At 60.5% G+C, this 23,715-nt stretch carries 20 protein-coding genes and 1 tRNA gene; all 21 read right to left on the reverse strand.

Annotated features, from left to right (window positions below; genetic code table 11):
• Positions 1–11 precede the first annotated feature (11 nt).
• Positions 12–287, reverse strand: coding sequence for a 30S ribosomal protein S19 (rpsS, locus tag NCS00_RS13085; protein WP_008343850.1), 276 nt, complete (start codon positions 285–287; stop codon positions 12–14).
• Positions 288–297: 10 nt separating this feature from the next.
• Entirely contained in the window at positions 298–1,125 is an 828-nt protein-coding gene (gene rplB / locus NCS00_RS13090) for a 50S ribosomal protein L2 (protein WP_008343849.1), read from the reverse strand.
• A 2-nt stretch (positions 1,126–1,127) separates the two neighbouring features.
• A complete protein-coding gene (rplW, locus tag NCS00_RS13095) occupies positions 1,128–1,442 on the reverse strand; it encodes a 50S ribosomal protein L23 (RefSeq protein ID WP_008343846.1) in 315 nt (104 codons plus the stop codon).
• Positions 1,439–2,059, reverse strand: coding sequence for a 50S ribosomal protein L4 (gene rplD, locus NCS00_RS13100; protein ID WP_008343845.1), 621 nt, complete (start codon positions 2,057–2,059; stop codon positions 1,439–1,441). The genes rplW and rplD overlap by 4 nt, the downstream gene beginning before the upstream one ends.
• Positions 2,059–2,718: a 50S ribosomal protein L3 gene (rplC, locus tag NCS00_RS13105; protein WP_008343843.1), complete on the reverse strand. Its 660-nt coding sequence runs from the start codon at positions 2,716–2,718 to the stop codon at positions 2,059–2,061. Before rplC ends, rplD begins: the two co-directional genes overlap by 1 nt.
• A gap of 210 nt (positions 2,719–2,928) precedes the next feature.
• Positions 2,929–3,240 (reverse strand): 30S ribosomal protein S10, encoded by a 312-nt coding sequence (gene rpsJ, locus NCS00_RS13110; RefSeq protein WP_006998489.1) that lies wholly within the window; start codon positions 3,238–3,240, stop codon positions 2,929–2,931.
• Between the two features lie 145 nt (positions 3,241–3,385).
• On the reverse strand, positions 3,386–4,576 hold the full coding sequence (tuf, locus tag NCS00_RS13115) for an elongation factor Tu (RefSeq protein ID WP_008343820.1): 1,191 nt from the start codon (positions 4,574–4,576) through the stop codon (positions 3,386–3,388).
• A 69-nt stretch (positions 4,577–4,645) separates the two neighbouring features.
• Entirely contained in the window at positions 4,646–6,748 is a 2,103-nt protein-coding gene (fusA, locus tag NCS00_RS13120) for an elongation factor G (RefSeq protein WP_008343818.1), read from the reverse strand.
• A 119-nt stretch (positions 6,749–6,867) separates the two neighbouring features.
• Complete coding sequence (rpsG, locus tag NCS00_RS13125; protein ID WP_008343817.1) at positions 6,868–7,338, reverse strand: 30S ribosomal protein S7; 471 nt, start codon at positions 7,336–7,338, stop codon at positions 6,868–6,870.
• 183 nt (positions 7,339–7,521) lie between these two features.
• Positions 7,522–7,902, reverse strand: a complete 381-nt coding sequence (gene rpsL / locus NCS00_RS13130; RefSeq protein WP_006998493.1) for a 30S ribosomal protein S12 — start codon at positions 7,900–7,902, stop codon at positions 7,522–7,524.
• A gap of 218 nt (positions 7,903–8,120) precedes the next feature.
• Complete coding sequence (gene recQ / locus NCS00_RS13135; RefSeq protein WP_250440247.1) at positions 8,121–9,968, reverse strand: DNA helicase RecQ; 1,848 nt, start codon at positions 9,966–9,968, stop codon at positions 8,121–8,123.
• A 166-nt stretch (positions 9,969–10,134) separates the two neighbouring features.
• Positions 10,135–14,376, reverse strand: coding sequence for a DNA-directed RNA polymerase subunit beta' (rpoC, locus tag NCS00_RS13140; RefSeq protein ID WP_008343805.1), 4,242 nt, complete (start codon positions 14,374–14,376; stop codon positions 10,135–10,137).
• Between the two features lie 21 nt (positions 14,377–14,397).
• Entirely contained in the window at positions 14,398–18,504 is a 4,107-nt protein-coding gene (gene rpoB, locus NCS00_RS13145; RefSeq protein ID WP_008343804.1) for a DNA-directed RNA polymerase subunit beta, read from the reverse strand.
• A gap of 368 nt (positions 18,505–18,872) precedes the next feature.
• The gene (gene rplL / locus NCS00_RS13150) at positions 18,873–19,250 is read right to left on the reverse strand and encodes a 50S ribosomal protein L7/L12 (protein WP_008343803.1); all 378 of its coding nucleotides are present in this window, start codon (positions 19,248–19,250) and stop codon (positions 18,873–18,875) included.
• Between the two features lie 83 nt (positions 19,251–19,333).
• Positions 19,334–19,831 carry a 50S ribosomal protein L10 gene (rplJ, locus tag NCS00_RS13155; protein WP_250440248.1) on the reverse strand — a complete coding sequence of 166 codons (498 nt, stop codon included), beginning with the start codon at positions 19,829–19,831 and terminating at the stop codon, positions 19,334–19,336.
• Between the two features lie 303 nt (positions 19,832–20,134).
• Positions 20,135–20,833 carry a 50S ribosomal protein L1 gene (gene rplA / locus NCS00_RS13160; RefSeq protein WP_008343797.1) on the reverse strand — a complete coding sequence of 233 codons (699 nt, stop codon included), beginning with the start codon at positions 20,831–20,833 and terminating at the stop codon, positions 20,135–20,137.
• Complete coding sequence (gene rplK, locus NCS00_RS13165; RefSeq protein WP_008343796.1) at positions 20,834–21,265, reverse strand: 50S ribosomal protein L11; 432 nt, start codon at positions 21,263–21,265, stop codon at positions 20,834–20,836. It lies immediately after the preceding gene.
• Between the two features lie 147 nt (positions 21,266–21,412).
• A complete protein-coding gene (nusG, locus tag NCS00_RS13170) occupies positions 21,413–21,970 on the reverse strand; it encodes a transcription termination/antitermination protein NusG (protein ID WP_008343792.1) in 558 nt (185 codons plus the stop codon).
• A 1-nt stretch (position 21,971) separates the two neighbouring features.
• Positions 21,972–22,352 carry a preprotein translocase subunit SecE gene (secE, locus tag NCS00_RS13175; RefSeq protein WP_008343790.1) on the reverse strand — a complete coding sequence of 127 codons (381 nt, stop codon included), beginning with the start codon at positions 22,350–22,352 and terminating at the stop codon, positions 21,972–21,974.
• A gap of 35 nt (positions 22,353–22,387) precedes the next feature.
• Positions 22,388–22,463, reverse strand: a tRNA-Trp gene (locus tag NCS00_RS13180).
• Between the two features lie 67 nt (positions 22,464–22,530).
• On the reverse strand, positions 22,531–23,715 hold a 1,185-nt coding region (gene tuf, locus NCS00_RS13185; RefSeq protein ID WP_250435275.1), incomplete at its 5' end, for an elongation factor Tu.

Genomic DNA, 23,715 nt, shown 5'->3' on the forward strand with positions numbered 1-23,715 from the left:
TTGATTGCCCCTTATTTCTTGGCCTTCTTGTCGGCCGCGTGACCCTTGAACGTACGGGTCAGTGCGAACTCGCCAAGCTTGTGGCCGACCATGTTTTCCGTGACGTACACCGGAACGTGTTGGCGACCGTTGTGAACAGCGATCGTCAGACCGATGAAGTCCGGCAGAATCGTCGAACGACGCGACCAGGTCTTGATCGGCTTCTTGTCACGCGTCGATGCAGCCGCCTCAACCTTCTTCAGCAAATGAGCGTCGCAGAACGGACCTTTTTTAGCAGAACGTGTCATTGCCTACTCCTTAACGCTTGTGACGGCGCTGGACGATCATCGTCGTCGTGCGCTTGTTGCTGCGGGTGCGATAACCCTTCGTCGGCGTGCCCCACGGGCTCACCGGATCGCGACCTGCAGCCGTCTTACCTTCACCACCGCCGTGCGGGTGATCGACCGGGTTCATTGCAACACCACGCACCGTCGGACGGATACCGCGCCAGCGGTTCGCACCGGCCTTACCGATTTGACGGAGGCTGTGCTCTTCGTTGCCGACTTCACCGATCGTTGCGCGGCACTCGACGTGCACGCGGCGGATTTCGCCCGAACGCAGACGCACTTGAGCGTAGACGCCTTCGCGCGCCAGCAGCATTGCCGACGTACCAGCCGAACGCGCGATCTGCGCGCCCTTGCCCGGCAGCATTTCGATGCAGTGGATCGTGGTACCGACCGGGATATTGCGGATCGGCAGAGCGTTGCCTGCGCGGATCGGCGCTTCCGAACCGGACATCAGTTGCGCGCCGACCGCCACGCCCTTCGGCGCGATGATGTAGCGACGCTCGCCGTCTGCGTACAGAACCAGCGCGATGTTCGCGCTACGGTTCGGGTCGTACTCGAGACGTTCGACCTTTGCCGGAATGCCGTCCTTGTTGCGACGGAAATCGACGATACGGTAGTGCTGCTTGTGACCACCACCTTGGTGACGCGTGGTGATACGGCCGTTGTTGTTACGGCCCGCCGACTTGGATTGCGTGTCGAGCAGCGCTGCGTGCGGCTTGCCCTTGTGCAGATCCTTGTTGACGATCTTGACCATCGCGCGGCGACCCGGCGAGGTCGGCTTAACTTTCACGATTGCCATGATTACTTGGCCTCCGCTTCAAAGTTGATTTCCTGGCCGGGCTTCAGGCAGACGTACGCCTTCTTCACGTCCTTGCGCTTGCCATTGAAGCGGCCAAAGCGCTTTGCCTTGCCCTTCGTGACGAGCACGTTGACGGAATTGACTTCGACCTTGAACAGCAGCTCGACAGCAGCCTTGACTTCCTGCTTCGTGGCGTCCGGCGCGACTTCGAACACGACTTGTTCGTTCTTGTCGGCAACCAGCGTCGCCTTTTCGGAGATCACCGGCGCGAGCAGAACTTGCATCAAACGATGATCGTTTTTGCGAATCTCGCTCATGACAGCAACTCCTCGATCTGAGCGACCGCAGCCTTCGTGATCAGAACCTTCTTGAAGTAGATCAGCGAGAGCGGGTCGGCGTAACGCGGCTCGACAACCGCCACGTGGGCCAGGTTGCGCGACGCGAGGTACAGGTTTTCGTCGACCGTATCGGTGATGACCAACACGGAGTCGAGACCCATTGCCTTGAATTTTTCGGCCAGCAGCTTGGTCTTCGGGGCTTCGAGCACGAAGTCTTCGACCACGGCGATACGGCCTTCGCGAGCCAACTGCGAGAAAATCGAGCGGAGACCCGCGCGATGCATCTTCTTGTTGACCTTGTGCGAGAAGTTTTCTTCCGGCGAATTCGGGAAGATACGACCACCGCCGCGCCACAACGGGCTCGACGACATACCGGCACGAGCGCGGCCCGTACCTTTCTGACGCCACGGCTTCTTGGTGGTGTGCTTGACCTGCTCGCGGTCCTTCTGCGCGCGGTTGCCGCTACGTGCGTTCGCCTGATAAGCGACGACGACCTGGTGAATCAGGGCTTCGTTGTAATCGCGACCGAACACGACGTCCGATGCGTTCACGCCAGCGCCTTCCTGACCATTGGCATTCAGGAGCTTAAGTTCCATTATTTCGCTCCTTTCACAGCACGCGTCTTGACGGCCGGGGTCACGAAGACCTTGCCGCCCTTCGCACCCGGAACAGCACCGCGGACGAGCAGCAGATTGCGCTCAGCGTCGATGCGGGCGATTTCGAGATTCTGGACCGTGACGGTCTCGTCACCGAGGTGACCGGTCATGCGCTTGCCGGGGAACACGCGGCCCGGATCCTGCGCCATACCGATCGAACCCGGAACGTTGTGCGAACGCGAGTTACCGTGCGATGCGCGGCCCGAAGCGAAGTTGTAGCGCTTGATCGTACCGGCGTAGCCCTTACCGATCGACGTGCCTTGCACGTCAACTTTCTGGCCGACTTCGAAAATATCCGTACCGACGACGGCACCATTCGACAGTTCACCTGCCTTGGCCGCATCGATATGGAATTCCTTGAGGATTTCACCGGCTTGAACGCCGGCTTTGGCGAGGTGGCCCGCCAACGGCTTCGTCACGCGCGATGCGCGGCGAGTACCGAATGCAACCTGAACGGCGGTATAACCATCCGTTTCAACGGTCTTGATCTGCGTCACGCGGTTGTCCGACACGTCCAGCACGGTGACGGGGATCGAATCCCCCTCAGGCGTGAAGATACGGGTCATGCCAACCTTGCGACCTACGAGTCCAAGGCTCATCGTTTTCTCCATTCCCAACTGCGATTGGTCGGGGCTGATTTACAAATGCCGGCTTCGTTACGAGAAACTGGGTCGGCTATTCTTGCACCACTTTCTTGCGCCTTTGCATGCGCATAGGCGCGAAAAGCCTTGGAGTATAACAAGGCTTTTCGAATCCTGCAAGCAATCAAAGACTTAGCTCCGTCTGGCACGCCAGCGGAGCTTTTGGACTTACTGCAGCTTGATTTCGACGTCGACGCCTGCCGGCAGGTCGAGCTTCATCAGCGCGTCGACGGTCTTGTCCGTCGGATCGACGATGTCCATCAGGCGCTGGTGGGTACGGATTTCGAGCTGGTCGCGCGACGTCTTGTTGACGTGCGGCGAACGCAGGATGTCAAAACGCTGAATACGCGTCGGCAGCGGCACCGGGCCACGAACGATCGCGCCAGTCCGCTTCGCCGTGTCGACGATCTCGGCTGCCGATTGATCGATCAGGCGATAGTCGAAAGCCTTCAGACGAATGCGGATTTTCTGGTTCTGCATGACGATTCCTTGAAAAGAGCGAGGCGGTATTGCACCGCACATTGGCAAAAGAGCGTGGGACCGAGCGCTCGCGGAGAGCGAACGCCCGGTCCCGGTCGATACTGCTACTGCTTTACTTCGAGTTCAATCGAGCAAGCCCGATATCTTACTCGATAATCTTCGCCACGACACCGGCGCCGACGGTACGGCCGCCTTCGCGGATTGCGAAGCGCAGACCTTCTTCCATGGCGATCGGAGCGATCAGCTTGACCGTGATCGACACGTTGTCGCCCGGCATCACCATTTCCTTGTCCTTCGGCAGCTCGATTGAGCCGGTCACGTCCGTCGTACGGAAGTAGAACTGCGGACGGTAGTTGTTGAAGAACGGCGTGTGACGGCCGCCTTCGTCCTTGCTCAGCACGTACACTTCAGCCGTGAAGTGCGTGTGCGGCGTGATCGAACCCGGCTTGGCCAGAACCTGGCCGCGCTCCACGTCTTCACGCTTCGTGCCGCGCAGCAGGATACCGACGTTGTCGCCTGCCTGACCTTGGTCGAGCAGCTTGCGGAACATTTCCACGCCCGTGCAGGTCGTCTTCACCGTCGGCTTGATACCGACGATTTCGATTTCCTCGCCGACCTTGACGATGCCGCGCTCGACGCGACCCGTCACCACCGTGCCGCGACCCGAGATCGAGAACACGTCTTCCACCGGCATCAGGAACGCGCCGTCAACTGCACGCTCCGGCGTCGGGATGTACGAATCCAGCGCGTCGGCCAGGTTCATGATCGCCACTTCGCCCAGCTCGCCCTTGTCGCCTTCCAGCGCCAGCTTGGCCGAACCCTTGATGATCGGGGTGTCGTCGCCCGGGAAGTCGTACTTCGACAGCAGTTCGCGCACTTCCATTTCGACGAGCTCGAGCAGCTCGGCGTCGTCCACCATGTCGCACTTGTTCAGGAACACGATGATGTACGGCACGCCAACCTGACGGGCCAGCAGGATGTGCTCACGCGTTTGCGGCATCGGGCCGTCAGCAGCCGAACACACCAGGATTGCGCCGTCCATCTGCGCGGCGCCCGTGATCATGTTCTTCACGTAGTCGGCGTGGCCCGGGCAGTCGACGTGTGCGTAGTGGCGGTTAGCCGTTTCGTACTCGACGTGCGCGGTGTTGATGGTAATACCGCGCGCCTTTTCTTCCGGCGCTGCGTCGATCTGGTCGTACGCCTTCGCTTCGCCGCCGAACTTCTGCGTGAGAACCGTCGTGATCGCTGCCGTCAGCGTGGTCTTGCCGTGGTCAACGTGACCGATCGTGCCCACGTTCACGTGCGGCTTGGTCCGCTCGAATTTACCTTTTGCCATGATTACCTTCGTTCAAAAGTTTGGTTATCGGTTTAAAGCTTGTGGCTTGCGCCGAATTACTTGCGGGAATTACTTACCCTTGGCGTTGATGATCGCGTCGGCGACGTTACGCGGAGCTTCAGCATAGTGCTTGAATTCCATCGTGTACGTTGCACGGCCTTGCGTCAGCGAACGCAGCGAGGTCGAGTAGCCGAACATTTCCGACAGCGGCACTTCGGCGCGGACGATCTTGCCGCCGCCAACCATGTCTTCCATGCCCTGGACGATACCGCGACGGCCCGACAAATCGCCCATCACGTTGCCCATGTAGTCTTCAGGCGTTTCGACTTCCACAGCCATCATCGGTTCGAGGATGACCGGGCTTGCCTTGCGCATTGCTTCCTTGAAGGCCATCGAACCGGCCATGCGGAACGCGTTTTCGTTCGAGTCGACGTCGTGGTACGAACCGAACGTCAGGTGAACCTTCACGTCCACAACCGGGAAGCCAGCCAGCACGCCCGACTTCAGCGTTTCCTGGATGCCCTTGTCCACTGCCGGGATGTATTCGCGCGGAATCACACCGCCCTTGATCTCGTCCAGGAACTCGTAGCCCTTGCCCTGCTCGTTCGGCTCGAGCGTGATGACCGCGTGACCGTACTGGCCGCGACCACCCGACTGCTTGACGAACTTGCCGTCGACGTCTGCCGCCGTCGTGCGGATCGTTTCGCGGTATGCAACCTGCGGCTTGCCGACGGTCGCTTCCACGTTGAATTCGCGCTTCATGCGGTCGACCAGAATTTCGAGGTGGAGCTCGCCCATGCCCGAAATGATGGTCTGGCCCGATTCTTCGTCCGTCTGGACGCGGAACGACGGGTCTTCCTGCGCGAGACGGTTCAGCGCCAGGCCCATCTTTTCCTGGTCAGCCTTCGTCTTCGGCTCGACTGCCTGCGAAATCACCGGTTCCGGGAAAATCATGCGTTCCAGAACGATCGGGTGCTGCGGATCGCACAGCGTGTCGCCCGTGGTCGCTTCCTTCAGGCCGACGGCCGCGGCGATGTCGCCCGCGCGAACTTCCTTGATTTCTTCGCGCTGGTTCGCGTGCATCTGCAGAATACGGCCCAGACGTTCCTTCTTGTCCTTGGTCGCGTTCAGCACGGTGTCACCCGAATTCACGACGCCCGAGTACACGCGGAAGAAGATCAGCTGACCGACGAACGGGTCCGTCATGATCTTGAACGCCAGCGACGAGAACTTCTCGTCGTCGGCTGCGCGACGCTCGGCCTTTTCACCGCTTTCGAGTTCGCCCGTAACCGGGGGAATGTCGACCGGCGACGGCAGGAAGTCGATCACGGCGTCGAGCATGCGCTGCACGCCCTTGTTCTTGAACGCGGTGCCGCACAGCATCGGCTGGATTTCGCACGCGATGGTCCGGTCGCGGATCGCCTTGACGATCTCCGCTTCGCTCAGCTCTTCGCCGCCGAGGTACTTTTCCATCAGCTCTTCGCTGGCTTCCGCAGCCGACTCGATCATCTTCTCCCGCCACTCGTTGCACGTGTCAACGAGTTCGGCCGGGATGTCGACGTAGTCGAACTTCGTGCCTTGCGATGCTTCGTCCCAAATGATCGCTTTCATCTTCAGGAGGTCGACGACGCCCTTGAAGTTTTCTTCAGCGCCGATCGGCACGACGACGGGAACCGGGTTCGCCTTCAGGCGGTTCTTCAGTTGGTCATAGACCTTGAAGAAGTTCGCGCCGGTACGGTCCATCTTGTTGACGAACGCGAGACGGGGAACCTTGTACTTGTTCGCCTGGCGCCACACGGTTTCCGACTGCGGCTGCACGCCGCCCACTGCGCAGTAGACCATGCACGCGCCGTCGAGAACGCGCATCGAGCGTTCCACTTCGATCGTGAAGTCGACGTGTCCCGGCGTGTCGATGATGTTGATGCGGTGCTCGGGGTAGTTGCCGCCCATGCCCTTCCAGAAGGCCGTGGTAGCAGCCGACGTGATGGTGATGCCGCGCTCCTGCTCCTGCTCCATCCAGTCCATCGTTGCTGCGCCGTCGTGAACTTCACCGATCTTGTGGTTCACGCCCGTGTAGAACAGGATGCGCTCGGTCGTCGTCGTCTTGCCGGCGTCGATGTGAGCGCTAATACCGATATTGCGGTAGCGCTCGATAGGTGTCTTGCGAGCCACTTTGGATCCTTTTTCGGTCGACGCGCCGGCGAAATACCGGCCGCGTCCTAACACAAACGGGCGAGGCGCCAAAACTAGCGCACCCGCCCTGATTTTCCGTTTGCCCGGTGAGCGGGAGCTTAGAAACGGAAGTGCGAGAATGCCTTGTTGGCTTCTGCCATGCGGTGAACTTCGTCGCGCTTCTTCATTGCGCCACCACGGCCTTCAGCCGCTTCCTGCAGTTCACCTGCGAGACGCAGGGCCATCGACTTTTCGCTGCGCTTCTTCGCGGCTTCACGCAACCAACGCATCGCCAATGCCATACGACGCGAGGGACGCACTTCGACCGGAACCTGATAGTTCGCACCACCAACGCGACGGCTCTTCACTTCGACCACCGGCTTCACGTTGTTGAGCGCAACCGTGAACACTTCCAGCGGGTCCTTGCCACCCTTGGTCTGGATCTGTTCAAAAGCGCCGTACACGATACGCTCGGCAACCGACTTCTTGCCGGAGAGCATCAGCACGTTCATGAACTTGGCTACATCTACGTTGCCGAACTTCGGATCCGGCAACACTTCCCGCTTGGGGACTTCGCGACGACGCGGCATGATTCTTCCTTTACTTTTTCAGTTGGAGCGATTCCCCGCTCCGCGGCCACCAACTAACCCGATCCATCTATTCGACTAAACCAGCTTGGCCGGGTGACCACTTACTCGATAGCACCGGCACTTCCGGCACCACCGCCTTTACCGCCTTGCGGCGACCTTGATTCGTTACTTCCGACCGGCGACTTACTTGCCAGCCTTAGCGCGCTTCGCACCGTACTTCGAGCGAGCTTGCTTACGGTCCTTGACGCCCTGGGTATCCAGCGAGCCGCGAACCATGTGGTAACGCACACCCGGCAAGTCCTTCACACGGCCGCCGCGGATCAGCACGACCGAGTGCTCTTGCAGGTTGTGGCCTTCACCGCCGATGTACGAAATGACTTCGAAGCCGTTGGTCAGGCGAACCTTGGCGACCTTACGGAGTGCCGAGTTCGGCTTCTTCGGCGTCGTCGTGTACACGCGGGTGCACACGCCGCGACGCTGCGGGCAGTCCTGCAGGGCCGGCGACTTGCTCTTCGTCGTTTCCGACGCGCGGCCTTTGCGAACCAGTTGATTGATGGTTGGCATTGTCTAATCCTAAAAATGAACAAAATCCACGCAATTCGATCGGGCAAAGCGAAAAGAATTGCGTGTTTAGCGATCTCGCCGACGATTCCCGCGCTTCGCATCCGGCACTAGGCCAGATCCGAAGACGGACCAATGACGAGAACCAAGCATGATATTCTGAAAATCGCAATCGGGTCAATACGTTGCGACGATTTCGATGGATTTTCGAGCGACGAATCTCAATCCGAACCGACGACGTCGAGCAGTTCGTCGCCGAAACGCTCCAGTTTGCGCACGCCGATGCCGGGAATATGGCGCAAGTCGTCGATCGTATCGGGGTCGCTGCGCGCGATTTCGGCGAGCGTCGCGTCGTGGAAGATGACGTAGGCGGGCACGCCGTCGCTCTTTGCGGTTTCCGCGCGCCAGGTCCGCAAGCGCTCCCAGCGCGACTTCTCGCGCGGTGACATGCCAGCGGTCGGATCCGCGCGTTCGCCCGTGCGGCTCGACGACTGCCGCGCGCGCGTCGGCTTCACGTATTTGCGCAGCGTGACGCGCTCTTCGCCCTTGAGTACTGGCTTGCTGGCATCCGTCAGAACGAGCGCGCCGAAGCCGTCGTGATCGACTGCGAGATAGCCGAACGCCACCAATTGCCGGAACACTGCGCGCCACTCGGGCTCGGACAGCGCCGCGCCGACGCCAAACGTCGAAATTTTCTCGTGGCCGCGTTGCAGGACCTTTTCGCTGCGCGTGCCGCGCAGAATGTCGATCAGGTGCCCGGCACCGAAATGGAATCCGCTCGCCCGCTGTGCGCGATACACGCACGACAGCGCCATCTGCGCCTCGCGAGTGGCATCGAAGGACGCGGGCGGCTCGATGCACGTATCGCAATTGCCGCACGGCGTGCTCGTCTCGCCGAAGTACGCGAGCAAACGCACGCGGCGACACGTGGCCGCCTCGCAAAGTCCAAGCAGTGCATCGAGCTTGCCGGTCTGCACCCGCTTGTGGGCGTCGTCGGCGTCGGATTCGTCGATCATCTTCCGCTGCTGCACGACGTCGCCCAATCCGTAAGCCATCCACGCGTTCGCCGGCAAGCCGTCGCGGCCCGCGCGTCCGGTTTCCTGGTAGTAGCCCTCGACGCTCTTCGGCAAATCCAGATGCGCGACGAAGCGCACGTCCGGCTTGTCGATGCCCATGCCGAACGCGATTGTCGCGCACATGACGATGCCTTCCTCGTGCTGGAACATCTCCTGATGCTTCTGGCGCGTCTCGAACTCCATGCCCGCGTGATACGGCAACGCGCGGATGCCCTGGCCCTTCAGCCAGTCTGCGGTTTCCTCGACTTTGCGGCGCGACAGACAATAGACGACGCCCGCATCGGTGGTGCCATCCTTGTTCGTATGCTCCGCGCGGATGAAATCGAGCAGCTGCGAGCGCGCATTGTCCTTTTCGACGATCCGATAACGAATGTTCGGCCGATCGAAGCTCGAAACGAAGATGCGCGCGTCGTCGAGCGCGAGGCGATGCACGATTTCGTCGCGCGTGATCGCATCGGCGGTCGCGGTGAGCGCGATGCGCGGCACATCGGGAAACCGCTCGTGCAGCACGGAAAGCTGAATGTATTCAGGGCGGAAATCGTGCCCCCATTGCGAAACGCAATGTGCCTCGTCGATCGCGAAGAGACCGACCGGCGCGCTGTCGAGGAGATCGAGAAAGCGCGGTGTCATCAGGCGTTCAGGCGCGACATACAGCAAGTCGATCTCGCCGTTGCGCAGGGCGCGCTCGGTCGCGGCTGCTTCGGCGCCGGACAACGTGGAATTGAGATACGCGGCGCGCACGCCCACCTCGGTCAGCGCGGCGACCTGATCCTGCATCAACGCGATGAGAGGCGACACGACGATGCCCGCCCCGAAACCCGCCTCGCGCCGTACCAGCGACGGTATCTGATAGCACAGCGACTTGCCGCCGCCGGTGGGCATCAGCACGAGGGAATCGCCGCCGTTCGCGACATGCTCGACGATCTCCGCCTGTTGTCCGCGAAATGCGGGATAGCCGAAGATTTCGTTGAGTATTTCGAGCGACCGGGACATGTGGAAAAGCGCGCACTGCGACGTGGGAGATAACGAATTCTACCAACGCATTAGCGCGTGAAACCGGCGATAGCCATTCGGACGATGCCGGCAGCGAAACGTGCAGACGAAAAAAAACCGCCCAGCCGAAGCTGAGCGGTTCATCGATGCTACTAGCGAGAGACGCTTACTCGTTGGTGTGCGGCTGCTGCTCCGCCGCCGGCGTTTCCGGCGTACCGAAGTCGAAAGCCTCTTCGGCCGCGATCTGGTCGAAACGCTCGCGATCCGACGATTCCTTCGCCTTGCGCGCCTTGTGGAACGCGAGACCCGTACCGGCCGGAATCAGACGGCCGACGATCACGTTTTCCTTCAGGCCACGCAGATCGTCGCGCTTGCCCATGATCGCCGCTTCGGTCAGCACGCGGGTCGTTTCCTGGAACGACGCCGCCGAGATGAACGAATCGGTCGACAGCGATGCCTTCGTGATACCGAGCAGCACGTTGTCGTACGTCGCCGGACGCTTGTCTTCCGCGATCATCTTGTCGTTCTCGTCGAGCATGTCCGAACGCTCGACTTGTTCGCCAGGAATGAAACGCGTATCGCCGTTGTCGACGATCTGCACGCGGCGCAGCATCTGACGCACGATCACTTCGATGTGCTTGTCGTTGATCTTCACGCCCTGCAGACGGTACACGTCCTGCACTTCGTCCACGATGTAGCGCGACAACGCCTCGATACCCTGCAGACGCAGGATGTCGTGCGGATCGGCAGGACCGTCGACGATCATTTCGCCCTTGTTGACGACCTGACCGTCGTGCACCAGCACCTGCTTTTCCTTCGCGATCAGGAACTCGTGCTGATTGCCCTCGAGGTCCGTGATGACGAGACGCTGCTTGCCCTTCGTGTCCTTGCCGAACGACGTCGTGCCCGTGACTTCCGCCAGAATGCCGGCGTCCTTCGGCGAGCGCGCTTCGAACAGTTCGGCCACGCGCGGCAGACCACCGGTAATGTCACGCGTCTTCTGCGCTTCAACCGGGATACGCGCCAGCACTTCACCGACCTGCACCTGCTGACCATCCTTCACGGTGATCAGTGCGCCGACCTGGAAGCCGATCTGCACCGAATGCTCGGTGTTCGGGATCTTCACTTCCTCGCCGTTCGCGTCGAGCAGCTTCACCTGCGGACGCACGCTCTTGCCAGCCTGCGAGCCACGGCGCTTCGCGTCGATCACGACCAGGGTCGAAAGACCGGTCACGTCGTCGATCTGCTTCGCGACCGTCACGCCTTCCTCGACGTTCTCGAACTTCACCGTACCGCCCCACTCGGTGATGATCGGACGCGTCAGCGGATCCCATTGAGCCAGTTGCGTACCGGCCTTGATCGCAGCGCCGTCGAGTTGCAGCAGCGTTGCGCCGTACGGAATCTTGTGACGCTCACGCTCGCGACCGAAGTCGTCCGCGATGATCGCCTCGCCGGAACGCGAAATGACGACCTGCTCGCCCTTCGCGTTGGTGACGTAACGCATCGTGGCCGTGAAGCGCAGCGTACCGTTGCTCTTCGCTTCCACCGTCGAAGCCACCGCCGCACGCGATGCCGCACCACCGATGTGGAACGTACGCATCGTCAGCTGCGTGCCCGGCTCGCCGATCGACTGAGCAGCGATCACACCGACTGCCTCACCGACGTTCACGCGCGAACCGCGGCCCAGGTCGCGGCCGTAGCATGCGGCGCACAGGCCATAACGCGTCTCGCAGGTGAGCGGCGTGCGCACGCGCACTTCGTCGATGCCGAGGCGCTCGATTTCCTCCACCGCATCTTCGTCGAGCAGATCGCCCGAAGCGTAGATCGTTTCCTGCGTTTCCGGATTGACGACGTCCGCCACCGCGACGCGACCGAGAATACGGTCACGCAGCGCTTCGACGACTTCACCGCCTTCCACCAACGCCTTCATCGCCACGCCGTTCGACGTGCCGCAATCGTCTTCGACGACGACCAGATCCTGCGTCACGTCGACGAGACGACGCGTCAGGTAACCCGAGTTCGCGGTCTTCAACGCCGTGTCCGCCAGACCCTTACGAGCGCCGTGCGTCGAGATGAAGTACTGCAACACGTTCAGGCCTTCGCGGAAGTTCGCGGTAATCGGCGTCTCGATGATCGAGCCGTCCGGCTTCGCCATCAGGCCGCGCATACCGGCGAGCTGACGAATCTGCACCGCGGAACCACGCGCGCCCGAGTCGGCCATCATGTAGATGGAGTTGAACGACTCCTGCTTCGTTTCGTTGCCGTCGCGATCGACCACCGGCTCCGTTGCGAGCTGCTCCATCATCGCCTTGCCGACCGCTTCCGACGTTGCCGACCAGATGTCGACCACGTTGTTGTAGCGTTCCTGCGCGGTGACGAGACCCGACATGTACTGACGGTCGTATTCCTTCACCTTCTTCGCGGCGTCGCCGACGATGGTTTCCTTCTGCGGCGGCACGAGCATGTCGTCGACGCAAATCGAGATACCGGCGCGCGTTGCGAGACGGAAGCCCATTTGCATCAGCTGGTCGGCGAAGATCACCGTTTCGCGCAGACCGCACTTGCGGAACGCCGTGTTGATCAGCTGCGAAATCTGCTTCTTCTTCAGCGGCTTGTTCAGCACCGTGAACGGCAGGCCCGGCGGCAGAATCTCCGACAGGATCGAACGGCCGACGGTCGTCGCGTACAGCGAGATCTTCGGCACGAACTTCGGCGCACCTTCACTCTGGTCTTCGTTCGCCACCATTTCGGTGATACGCACGTTGACGCGCGATGCGAGTTCGACTTCCTTGTTCTCGTACGCGCGGATCACTTCCGACACGCCCGTGAACGTCATGCCTTCGCCCTTGCCGTTGATCGCTTCGCGCGACGCGTAGTACAGGCCCAGCACGATATCCTGCGACGGCACGATCGACGGATCGCCGTTGGCCGGGAACAGGACGTTGTTCGACGCCAGCATCAGCGTGCGCGCTTCCATCTGCGCTTCGAGCGACAGCGGAACGTGCACGGCCATCTGGTCGCCGTCGAAGTCGGCGTTGAACGCCGCGCAAACGAGCGGATGCAGCTGGATCGCCTTACCTTCGATCAGCACCGGCTCGAAAGCCTGAATGCCGAGACGGTGAAGAGTAGGCGCGCGGTTCAGCATCACCGGATGCTCGCGAATGACTTCTTCGAGAATGTCCCACACGACCGGCGTCTGGTTCTCGACTTCCTTCTTCGCGGCCTTGATGGTCGTCGCGACGCCCATCACTTCCAGCTTGTTGAAGATGAACGGCTTGAACAGTTCGAGCGCCATCAGCTTCGGCAGACCGCACTGATGCAGCTTGAGCGTCGGGCCGACCACGATCACCGAACGGCCCGAATAGTCCACACGCTTACCGAGCAGGTTCTGACGGAAACGACCGCCCTTACCCTTGATCATGTCAGCGAGCGACTTCAGCGGACGCTTGTTCGCGCCGGTCATCGCCTTGCCGCGACGGCCGTTGTCGAGCAGCGAATCGACGGCTTCCTGCAGCATCCGCTTTTCGTTGCGGACGATGATTTCAGGCGCCTTCAGTTCGAGCAGACGCTTCAACCGGTTGTTACGGTTGATGACGCGGCGATACAGGTCGTTCAGGTCCGACGTCGCGAAACGGCCGCCGTCCAGCGGCACGAGCGGACGCAGTTCCGGCGGCAGCACCGGCAGCACGTCGAGCACCATCCAGTCAGGCTTGATGCCCGAACGCTGGAAAGCCTCGAGCACTTTCAGGCGCTTCGCGTACTTCTTGATCTTCGCTTCGGAACCGGTGTTCTTCAGTTCCGTGCGCAGCGTCTCGACCTGTTCGTCGATGTTGATCGCGCGCAGCAGTTCGCGCACGCCTTCCGCGCCCATTTCGGCACGGAACTCGTCACCGTACTCTTCGACCTTGTTGTAGTAATCCTCTTCGGTCATGATCTGCCGCGCTTTCAGCGGCGTCATGCCCGGATCGATCACCACGTATGCTTCGAAGTACAGCACGCGCTCGATGTCGCGCAGCGTCATGTCGAGCACCATGCCCAGACGCGACGGCAGCGACTTCAGGAACCAGATGTGCGCGACCGGCGAGGCCAGTTCGATGTGGCCCATCCGTTCGCGGCGCACCTTGGCCAGCGTCACTTCGACGCCGCACTTCTCGCAGATCACGCCGCGATGCTTCAGGCGCTTGTACTTGCCGCACAGGCATTCGTAGTCCTTGATCGGACCAAAAATCTTCGCGCAGAACAGACCATCCCGCTCCGGCTTGAACGTGCGGTAATTGATGGTCTCCGGCTTCTTCACTTCGCCGAACGACCAAGAACGAATCTTGTCGGGCGACGCGAGGCCGATCTTGATCGCATCAAAAACTTCTTCTTGTTGGACTTGCTTGAATAGATCGAGCAGAGCTTTCATTGCTTTCTCTCCGTAGTCCGATTAGTTGCGGTCCAGATCGATATCAATACCGAGCGAGCGGATTTCCTTCACCAACACGTTGAAGGATTCCGGCATGCCCGCGTCGATGACGTGATCGCCCTTGACGAGGTTCTCATAAACCTTCGTCCGGCCCGTCACGTCGTCCGACTTGACCGTCAGCATTTCTTGCAGCACATACGACGCGCCATACGCCTCGAGTGCCCACACTTCCATCTCACCGAAGCGCTGACCACCGAACTGAGCCTTACCACCCAGCGGCTGCTGCGTGACGAGCGAGTACGGACCGGTCGAACGTGCGTGCATCTTGTCGTCGACCAAGTGGTGCAGCTTCAGGTAGTGCATGTAGCCGACCGTGACCGTGCGCTCGAATGCTTCGCCGGTGCGGCCGTCGTACAGCGTGACCTGGTTCTTCGACGGCGTCATGCCGAGATTCGTGGCGATGTCGTCCGGGAACGCCAGATCGAGCGCACGCGTCATTTCGTGTTCCGTCGCGCCGTCGAACACCGGCGTCGCGAACGGCACACCTTCGCGCAGGTTCTTCGCGAGTTCGAGGATCTCGTCGTCGGAGAACTTGTCCAGCTCTTCCTGACGGCCCGACTCGTTATAGATCTGCGTGAGGAACTGACGCATTTCTTCGATCTTCGCCTGACGCTGCATCATCTCGCCGATGCGCCAGCCGAGACCCTTCGCGGCCCAGCCGAGGTGCACTTCGAGAATCTGACCCACGTTCATCCGCGACGGCACGCCGAGCGGGTTCAGCACGACGTCGGCCGGACGGCCATCGGCCATGTACGGCATGTCTTCGATCGGCACGATCTTCGACACGACACCCTTGTTACCGTGACGACCCGCCATCTTGTCGCCAGGCTGCAGGCGACGCTTCACGGCGAGATACACCTTGACCATCTTCAGCACGCCCGGCGGCAGTTCGTCGCCTTGCGTGAGCTTCTTGCGCTTCTCTTCGAACGCGAGATCGAACTGGTGACGCTTCTGCTCGATCGAGTCCTTGATCGCTTCCAGCTGTGCCGCGGCTTCTTCGTCCGCGAGGCGGATGTCGAACCAGTGGTAGTGATCGAGATCTTCGAGGTACGCGAGGTCGATCTTCGTGCCCTTCGCGAGCTTCTTCGGACCGCCATTCGCGACCTTGCCGTTCAGCATGCGGGCGAGACGCGAGAACGCGTCGCCTTCCACGATGCGCAGCTGGTCGTTCAAATCGAGGCGATAACGCTTCAGTTCGTCGTCGATGATCTGTTGCGCGCGCTTGTCACGCGTGATGCCTTCGCGCGTGAACACTTGCACGTCGATGACCGTACCGCTCATGCCCGAGGGCACGCGCAGCGACGTATCCTTCACGTCCGATGCCTTCTCGCCGAAGATCGCGCGCAGCAGCTTTTCTTCCGGCGTCAGTTGGGTTTCGCCCTTCGGCGTGACCTTGCCGACCAGCACGTCGCCCGCCTCGACTTCCGCGCCGATGTACACGATGCCCGACTCATCGAGACGGCCAAGCTGCACTTCCGCGAGGTTCGAGATATCGCGCGTGATTTCTTCCGGTCCGAGCTTCGTGTCGCGAGCAACGACATTCAGTTCTTCGATGTGGATCGACGTATAGCGATCGTCCGCAACGACCTTCTCCGAGATCAGAATCGAGTCTTCGAAGTTGTAGCCGTTCCACGGCATGAACGCGACCAGCATGTTCTGGCCGAGCGCGAGCTCGCCCAAATCCGTCGATGCACCGTCAGCCAGCACGTCGCCGCGCGCAACCTTGTCGCCGACCTTCGCGATCGGACGCTGGTTGATGTTCGTGTTCTGGTTCGAACGCGTGTACTTGATCAGGTTGTAGATGTCCACGCCGACGTCGCCGGCGACGGCTTCATCGTCGTTCACGCGAATCACGATACGGCCCGCGTCGACGTAATCCACCACGCCACCGCGCAGCGCCTGAACCGTCGTGCCCGAGTCGACCGCGACCGTGCGCTCGATGCCCGTACCGACGACCGGCTTTTCCGGACGCAGGCAAGGCACGGCCTGACGCTGCATGTTCGAACCCATCAACGCGCGGTTCGCGTCGTCGTGCTCGAGGAACGGGATCAGCGATGCAGCCACCGACACGATCTGCGACGGCGCCACGTCCATGTACTGGATGCGGTCCGGCGTGACCATCAGCGTTTCGCCCGCTTCACGCGACGACACGAGTTCGTCGGTCAGCGTGCCGTCTTCGCTCACGGCGGCATTCGCCTGCGCGATCACGTAGCGGCCTTCTTCGATCGCCGACAGATAGTCGATCTGATCCGTCACCTTGCTGTCCACGACCTTGCGGTACGGCGTTTCGAGGAAGCCGTACTCGTTGAGGTGCGCGTACAGAGCGAGCGAGTTGATCAGACCGATGTTCGGACCTTCCGGCGTTTCGATCGGGCACACACGGCCGTAGTGCGTCGGATGCACGTCGCGGACTTCGAAGCCCGCGCGCTCGCGCGTCAGACCGCCCGGGCCCAGTGCGGAAACGCGACGCTTGTGCGTGATTTCCGACAGCGGGTTGGTCTGGTCCATGAACTGCGAGAGCTGCGACGAACCGAAGAACTCGCGAATCGCCGACGAAATCGGCTTCGAGTTGATCAGGTCGTGCGGCATCAGGTTTTCGCTTTCGGCCTGGCCGAGGCGTTCCTTCACAGCCCGTTCGACGCGCACGAGACCCGCGCGAAACTGGTTCTCCGCGAGCTCGCCGACGCAACGCACGCGACGATTGCCGAGGTGGTCGATATCGTCCACTTCGCCCTTGCCGTTACGCAGCTCGACGAGGATCTTGATGGTCGCGAGGATGTCGTCGTCCTGCAGCGTCATCGGTCCGATGATTTCGTCACGGCCGACGCGGCGGTTGAACTTCATGCGGCCGACCTTCGACAGGTCGTACGCGTCTTCGCTGTAGAACAGACGGTTGAACAGCGCCTCGACCGCTTCTTCGGTCGGCGGCTCGCCCGGGCGCATCATGCGGTAGATCGCGATGCGCGCGGCCATCTTGTCGGCAGTTTCGTCGATACGCAGCGTCGACGAAATGTACGGACCCTGATCCAGATCGTTCGTGTAGAGCGTCTGAATGTCCTTGACCTTCGCTTCGCGCAGCTTCTCGAGAACCGTCTCCGTGATTTCTTCGTTGGCGTTCGCGATCACTTCGCCCGTTTCGGGGTCGATCACGTTCTTCGCCAGCACGCGGCCGAGCAGGTATTCCTCCGGCACCGAGATGAACTTCGTCTTGGCGTTTTCGAGGTCGCGAATGTGCTTCGCGTTGATCCGCTTGTCCTTCGTGACGATGACGTTGCCATCGCGATCCTGGATGTCGAAGCGCGCGACTTCGCCGCGCAGACGCTCAGGCACGAATTCCATTTGCGCGCCTTCGCTCATCAGCGCGAAGTTGTCGAACACGAAGAAGTTCGCGAGGATCTGCTCCGGCGACATGCCGATAGCCTTCAGCAGGATCGTGACCGGCATCTTGCGGCGACGGTCGACGCGGAAGTACAGCACGTCCTTCGGATCGAATTCGAAGTCGAGCCACGAGCCACGATAGGGAATGATACGAGCCGAGAACAGCAGCTTGCCGGAGCTGTGCGTCTTGCCCTTGTCGTGCTCGAAGAACACGCCAGGCGAACGGTGGAGCTGCGACACGATCACGCGCTCGGTACCGTTGATGACGAACGAACCCGTCGGCGTCATGAGCGGAATTTCGCCCATGTACACTTCCTGCTCCTTCACTTCCTTGACGACCGGCTTGCTCGGCGATTCCTTGTCGAGCAGAACCAGGCGCACTTTCGCGCGCAGCGCCGAGCAGTACGTCAGACCGCGCTGCTGGCATTCCTTGATGTTGAACGCGGGCGGCGACAGCATGTAGCTGACGAACTCGAGACGCGCGAAACCGTTGTGCGAGACGATCGGGAAAACAGAGCTGAACGCAGCCTGCAAGCCTTCGGACTTGCGCTGCGAGGAAGACGTGTCCGCTTGCAGAAACGTCTGGAATGATTCAAGCTGGGTCGCCAGCAAAAAGGGAACTTGGTGAACGATGGGGCGCTTCGCGAAACTCTTGCGAATACGCTTCTTCTCGGTGAAGGAATATTGCATACGATCTCCGAATCACGGCGGGCGTTACCGAGGCGGGATACCTCGATGCCACAGCCCGGTGTTCACCGACTGAGACCCGCGCAACTGTCCGGGGAGGACGCGCGAATCTAGAAGCTTGGTGGTTGGCCGCTACCAACCGCTGGCTGACGGCAGCGGATGCCTGTGTTTCCCGCTACCCGACCAAACTTGCCTTCTGCAGTCGCTTCAGAAGACAAAGAGAACAATCGGAAAATTCTGCGGCTCCGACCGTTATCTTTGGCTTCTGTGGAGACATTTATGCTTGCTGACCAGCATACAAACTGCGTCCCCACAAAGCACAAAAAGGCCGGCGGTGAAAAACCGCCAGCCTTCGCATAGCGCAATGAAACTTACTTGATTTCAGCCTTCGCGCCAGCGTCTTCCAGCTTCTTCTTGGCTTCTTCAGCAGCAGCCTTGGGCACCGCTTCCTTGATGGGCTTCGGTGCGCCGTCAACCAGATCCTTCGCTTCCTTCAGGCCGAGACCCGTCAGTTCACGAACAGCCTTAATGACGGAAACCTTGTTCGCGCCTGCTTCGAGCAGGTTCACGGTGAACTCCGTCTGCTCTTCAGCAGCAGCAGCGGCGCCACCGGCACCTGCGGGGCCAGCAACTGCGACAGCAGCAGCCGACACGCCAAACTTCTCTTCGAACGCCTTGACCAGCTCGTTCAGTTCCAGCACCGACATCGAGCCAACGGCTTCGAGGATGTCTTCTTTTGCGATTGCCATGTGAAATACTCCTAGATTGAATTCGGATCGAGCTAGCGATCTAGCTTTGCCTAACTTAAGCGACTAGCGCCCAAGCGCGGTCGTTACGCAGCTTCGCCCTGCTTCTTTTCAGCCAGCGCGGCCAGAGCGCGCGCAAAGCCGAAAACAGGTGCCTGCATGACGAACAGCAACTTGGAGAGCAGTTCTTCGCGGCTCGGGATGTTGGCCAGCGCTTGCACGCCTGCCTTGTCCATCACGTTGCCTTCGTAGGAACCAGCCTTGATGATCAACTTGTCATTGCTCTTGCCGAAGTCGTTGACGACCTTGGCAGCGGCAATGGCATCTTCCGAGATGCCGTAGATCAGAGGACCGGTCATCTGCTCAGCCAGCGGAGCGAACGGCGTACCTTCGACGGCGCGACGCGCCAGCGTGTTCTTCAACACGCGCAGATACACCTGTTGCTCACGCGCTTTCGCGCGCAGCTTGGTCAGATCGCCAACCGTGATCCCACGATACTCAGCGAGCACCATCGTCTGAGCCTTCGCGACTTGCGCGGCGACTTCAGCGACGACTGCCTGCTTATCTTCTTTGTTCAGTGGCACGGTTAAACCTCCAGATTCGATGCACTCGGGCGAACTACCCTCATGCACCACGTTCAACAACGGCGTCCGACTGTTAGGAGTATTTCGATCGATTGGTGAGACGTCTCACGACGCTCGATAACCGACTTCAACCACTGCAAAACTGTTTCGGGTTCGCCATCTGCGTTGGCTTGAATTAAGGCAATGCCTGCCTGCTGCACCGCCACCAACGGTCTTTGACAACCGGTTGCTCAATCGAAACTGCAATCTTGCAACCGCCCAAAGCCCATATGAAGCGCGGTCATCTGACCGCGCTCGAAATTCTTACTGTTGCGCCAGCGTGGCTTGATCCACGCGAACGCCGACACCCATCGTGCTCGACACCGCGATCTTGCGCAGGTACACGCCCTTGCTGGTCGCCGGCTTCGCCTTTTGCAGCGCTTCGATCAGCGCCGACAGGTTCTGACGCAGCGATGCCGGCTCGAACGATGCGCGACCGATCGTGCCGTGGATGATACCGGCCTTGTCGACGCGGAACTGAACCTGACCCGCCTTCGCGTTCTTGACCGCTTGAGCGACGTCCGGCGTAACCGTACCGACCTTCGGGTTCGGCATCAGACCACGCGGACCGAGGATCTGACCCAGCGTACCGACGACACGCATCGTGTCCGGCGAAGCGATCACGACGTCGAAATTCAGATTGCCGGCCTTGACTTGCTCGGCCAGGTCTTCCATGCCGACCACGTCTGCGCCAGCTGCGCGAGCCTGTTCAGCCTTGTCGCCTTGCGCGAACACTGCGACGCGAACCGACTTGCCGGTACCAGCCGGCAGAACCACGGAGCCGCGAACCACCTGATCCGACTTCTTCGCGTCGATGCCGAGCTGCACTGCAACGTCGATCGACTCGTCGAACTTGGCGCTCGCGCATTCCTTCACGAGAGCCAGCGCGTCGTCGATCGCGTACAGCTTCTGACGATCAACCTTGTTCGCAAATGCCTGAAGGCGCTTAGAAAGCTTAGCCATTTACACGCCCTCCACAGTGATGCCCATCGAACGCGCGCTGCCGGCGATCGTACGCACGGCTGCATCCAGATCAGCTGCCGTAAGATCCGGCATCTTGGTCTTCGCGATTTCTTCCGCTTGAGCGCGGGTGATGTTGCCGACCTTGTCGGTGTGCGGCTTGCTCGAACCCTTCTGCACTGCGGCCGCCTTCTTGATCAGAACGGTAGCCGGCGGCGTCTTCATGATGAAGGTGAAGCTCTTGTCCGCGAATGCCGTAATGACGACCGGCACCGGCAGACCCGGCTCCATACCCTGAGTCTGCGCGTTGAACGCCTTGCAGAACTCCATGATGTTCAGGCCACGCTGGCCCAGTGCCGGACCGACCGGCGGCGACGGGTTGGCTTTACCTGCAGGAATCTGCAGCTTGATAAAGCCGATGATTTTCTTTGCCATGTTGAAAACCTCTGCTGAACGCGTGAGCGTTCGGTGAGTGATAGCGCGCGTTCGACGTTGCCGACTACTGACGCTCCTCAACGGCCATGACGCGGACCGTAAGCGCGAATCGCGCGATGGCCCGAAAGCCACGCGCGATGTATTCGATTAAAGCTTCTCGACCTGACCGAACTCGAGTTCGACCGGCGTCGAACGCCCGAAAATCGTGACAGAAACACGCACTCGGGACTTTTCGTAATTCACTTCTTCGACGTTGCCATTGAAGTCGGTGAACGGACCTTCCTTCACGCGGACCATCTCGCCGACTTCGAAGAGCGTCTTCGGCCGCGGCTTCTCGACGCCTTCCTGCATCTGCGACATGATCTTTTCGACTTCACGTGGCGAGATGGGACTCGGGCGATTGCGCGCACCACCAACGAAACCGGTTACTTTGGCCGTGTTCTTGACCAGATGCCACGTTTCGTCCGTCATTTCCATTTCGACCAGGACGTAACCCGGGAAGAAACGACGCTCGGTGACCGATTTGTGGCCGCCCTTTACTTCAACAACTTCTTCGGTCGGGACAAGAATCTGACCGAATTGATTTTGCATGCCTGCGCGCTCGATGCGCTCCTGAAGCGCACGTTGCACGCTCTTCTCCATGCCGGAGTAGGCGTGCACCACATACCAACGCTTTCCACTCGGGGATGTCGGAGTATCGCTCATATCATTTCCAACCCAGAATCGCCGAGAAAATCACCCATTCGATCGACTTATCGCTAAGCCAAAGGAAGATGGCCATGATCAGAACAAACGCGAAGACCACCAGGGTCGTTTGCGTGGCCTCTTTGCGAGTCGGCCAGACAACCTTGCGGACTTCCTTGTACGAGTCTTTGGCAAAAGCGATGAAACCCTTGCCCGGCGCAGAGAGCAGACCGACTGCGACACCCGCGATGACACCAACAGCAAGCGCTGCGCCGCGGACGTACCATTCTTGGCCCGAGAGCCAGAAGAATCCAACGAACCCGGCCAAGACCAACAATACGCCCGCCACCAACATCAACTTGTCGCCGGAAGTATTTACAGTTTCGACGGAAGGATTCGCCATAACACCTTAAACAGCGCCACTTGGCGCGAGAATTTTGGCAGGGGCAGAGGGAATCGAACCCCCAACCTTCGGTTTTGGAGACCGACGCTCTGCCAGTTGAGCTATACCCCTAAACCATTTGGGGTCGACGGACATTGCCGACCCCGAAACCACTAACTACCGAGAAGATTTCTGGCTCTTACTCGATAATCTTCGCCACGACACCAGCGCCGACGGTACGGCCGCCTTCGCGGATTGCGAAGCGCAGACCTTCTTCCATGGCGATCGGAGCGATCAGCTTGACCGTGATCGACACGTTGTCGCCCGGCATCACCATTTCCTTGTCCTTCGGCAGCTCGATTGAGCCGGTCACGTCCGTCGTACGGAAGTAGAACTGCGGACGGTAGTTGTTGAAGAACGGCGTGTGACGGCCGCCTTCGTCCTTGCTCAGCACGTACACTTCAGCCGTGAAGTGCGTGTGCGGCGTGATCGAACCCGGCTTGGCCAGAACCTGGCCGCGCTCCACGTCTTCACGCTTCGTGCCGCGCAGCAGGATACCGACGTTGTCGCCTGCCTGACCTTGGTCGAGCAGCTTGCGGAACATTTCCACGCCCGTGCAGGTCGTCTTCACCGTCGGCTTGATACCGACGATTTCGATTTCCTCGCCGACCTTGACGATGCCGCGCTCGACGCGACCCGTCACCACCGTGCCGCGACCCGAGATCGAGAACACGTCTTCCACCGGCATCAGGAACGCGCCGTCAACTGCACGCTCCGGCGTCGGGATGTATGAATCCAGCGCGTCGGCCAGGTTCATGATCGCCACTTCGCCCAGCTCGCCCTTGTCGCCTTCCAGCGCCAGCTTGGCCGAACCCTTGATGATCGGGGTGTCGTCGCCCGGGAAGTCGTACTTCGACAGCAGTTCGCGCACTTCCATTTCGACGAGCTCGAGCAGCTCGGCGTCGTCCACCATGTCGCACTTGTTCAGGAACACGATGATGTACGGCACGCCAACCTGACGGGCCAGCAGGATGTGCTCACGCGTTTGCGGCATCGGGCCGTCAGCAGCCGAACACACCAGGATTGCGCCGTCCATCTGCGCGGCGCCCGTGATCATGTTCTTCACGTAGTCGGCGTGGCCCGGGCAGTCGACGTGTGCGTAGTGGCGGTTAGCCGTTTCGTACTCGACGTGCGCGGTGTTGATGGTAATACCGCGCGCCTTTTCTTCCGGCGCTGCGTCGATCTGGTCGTACGCCTTCGCTTCGCCGCCGAACTTCTGCGTGAGAACCGTCGTGATCGCTGCCGTCAGCGTGGTCTTGCCGTGGTCAACGTGACCGATCGTGCCCACGTTCACGTGCGGCTTGGTCCGCTCGAATTTACCTTT

This window comes from Caballeronia sp. AZ1_KS37, assembly GCF_023631165.1.
Classification (GTDB): domain Bacteria; phylum Pseudomonadota; class Gammaproteobacteria; order Burkholderiales; family Burkholderiaceae; genus Caballeronia; species Caballeronia zhejiangensis.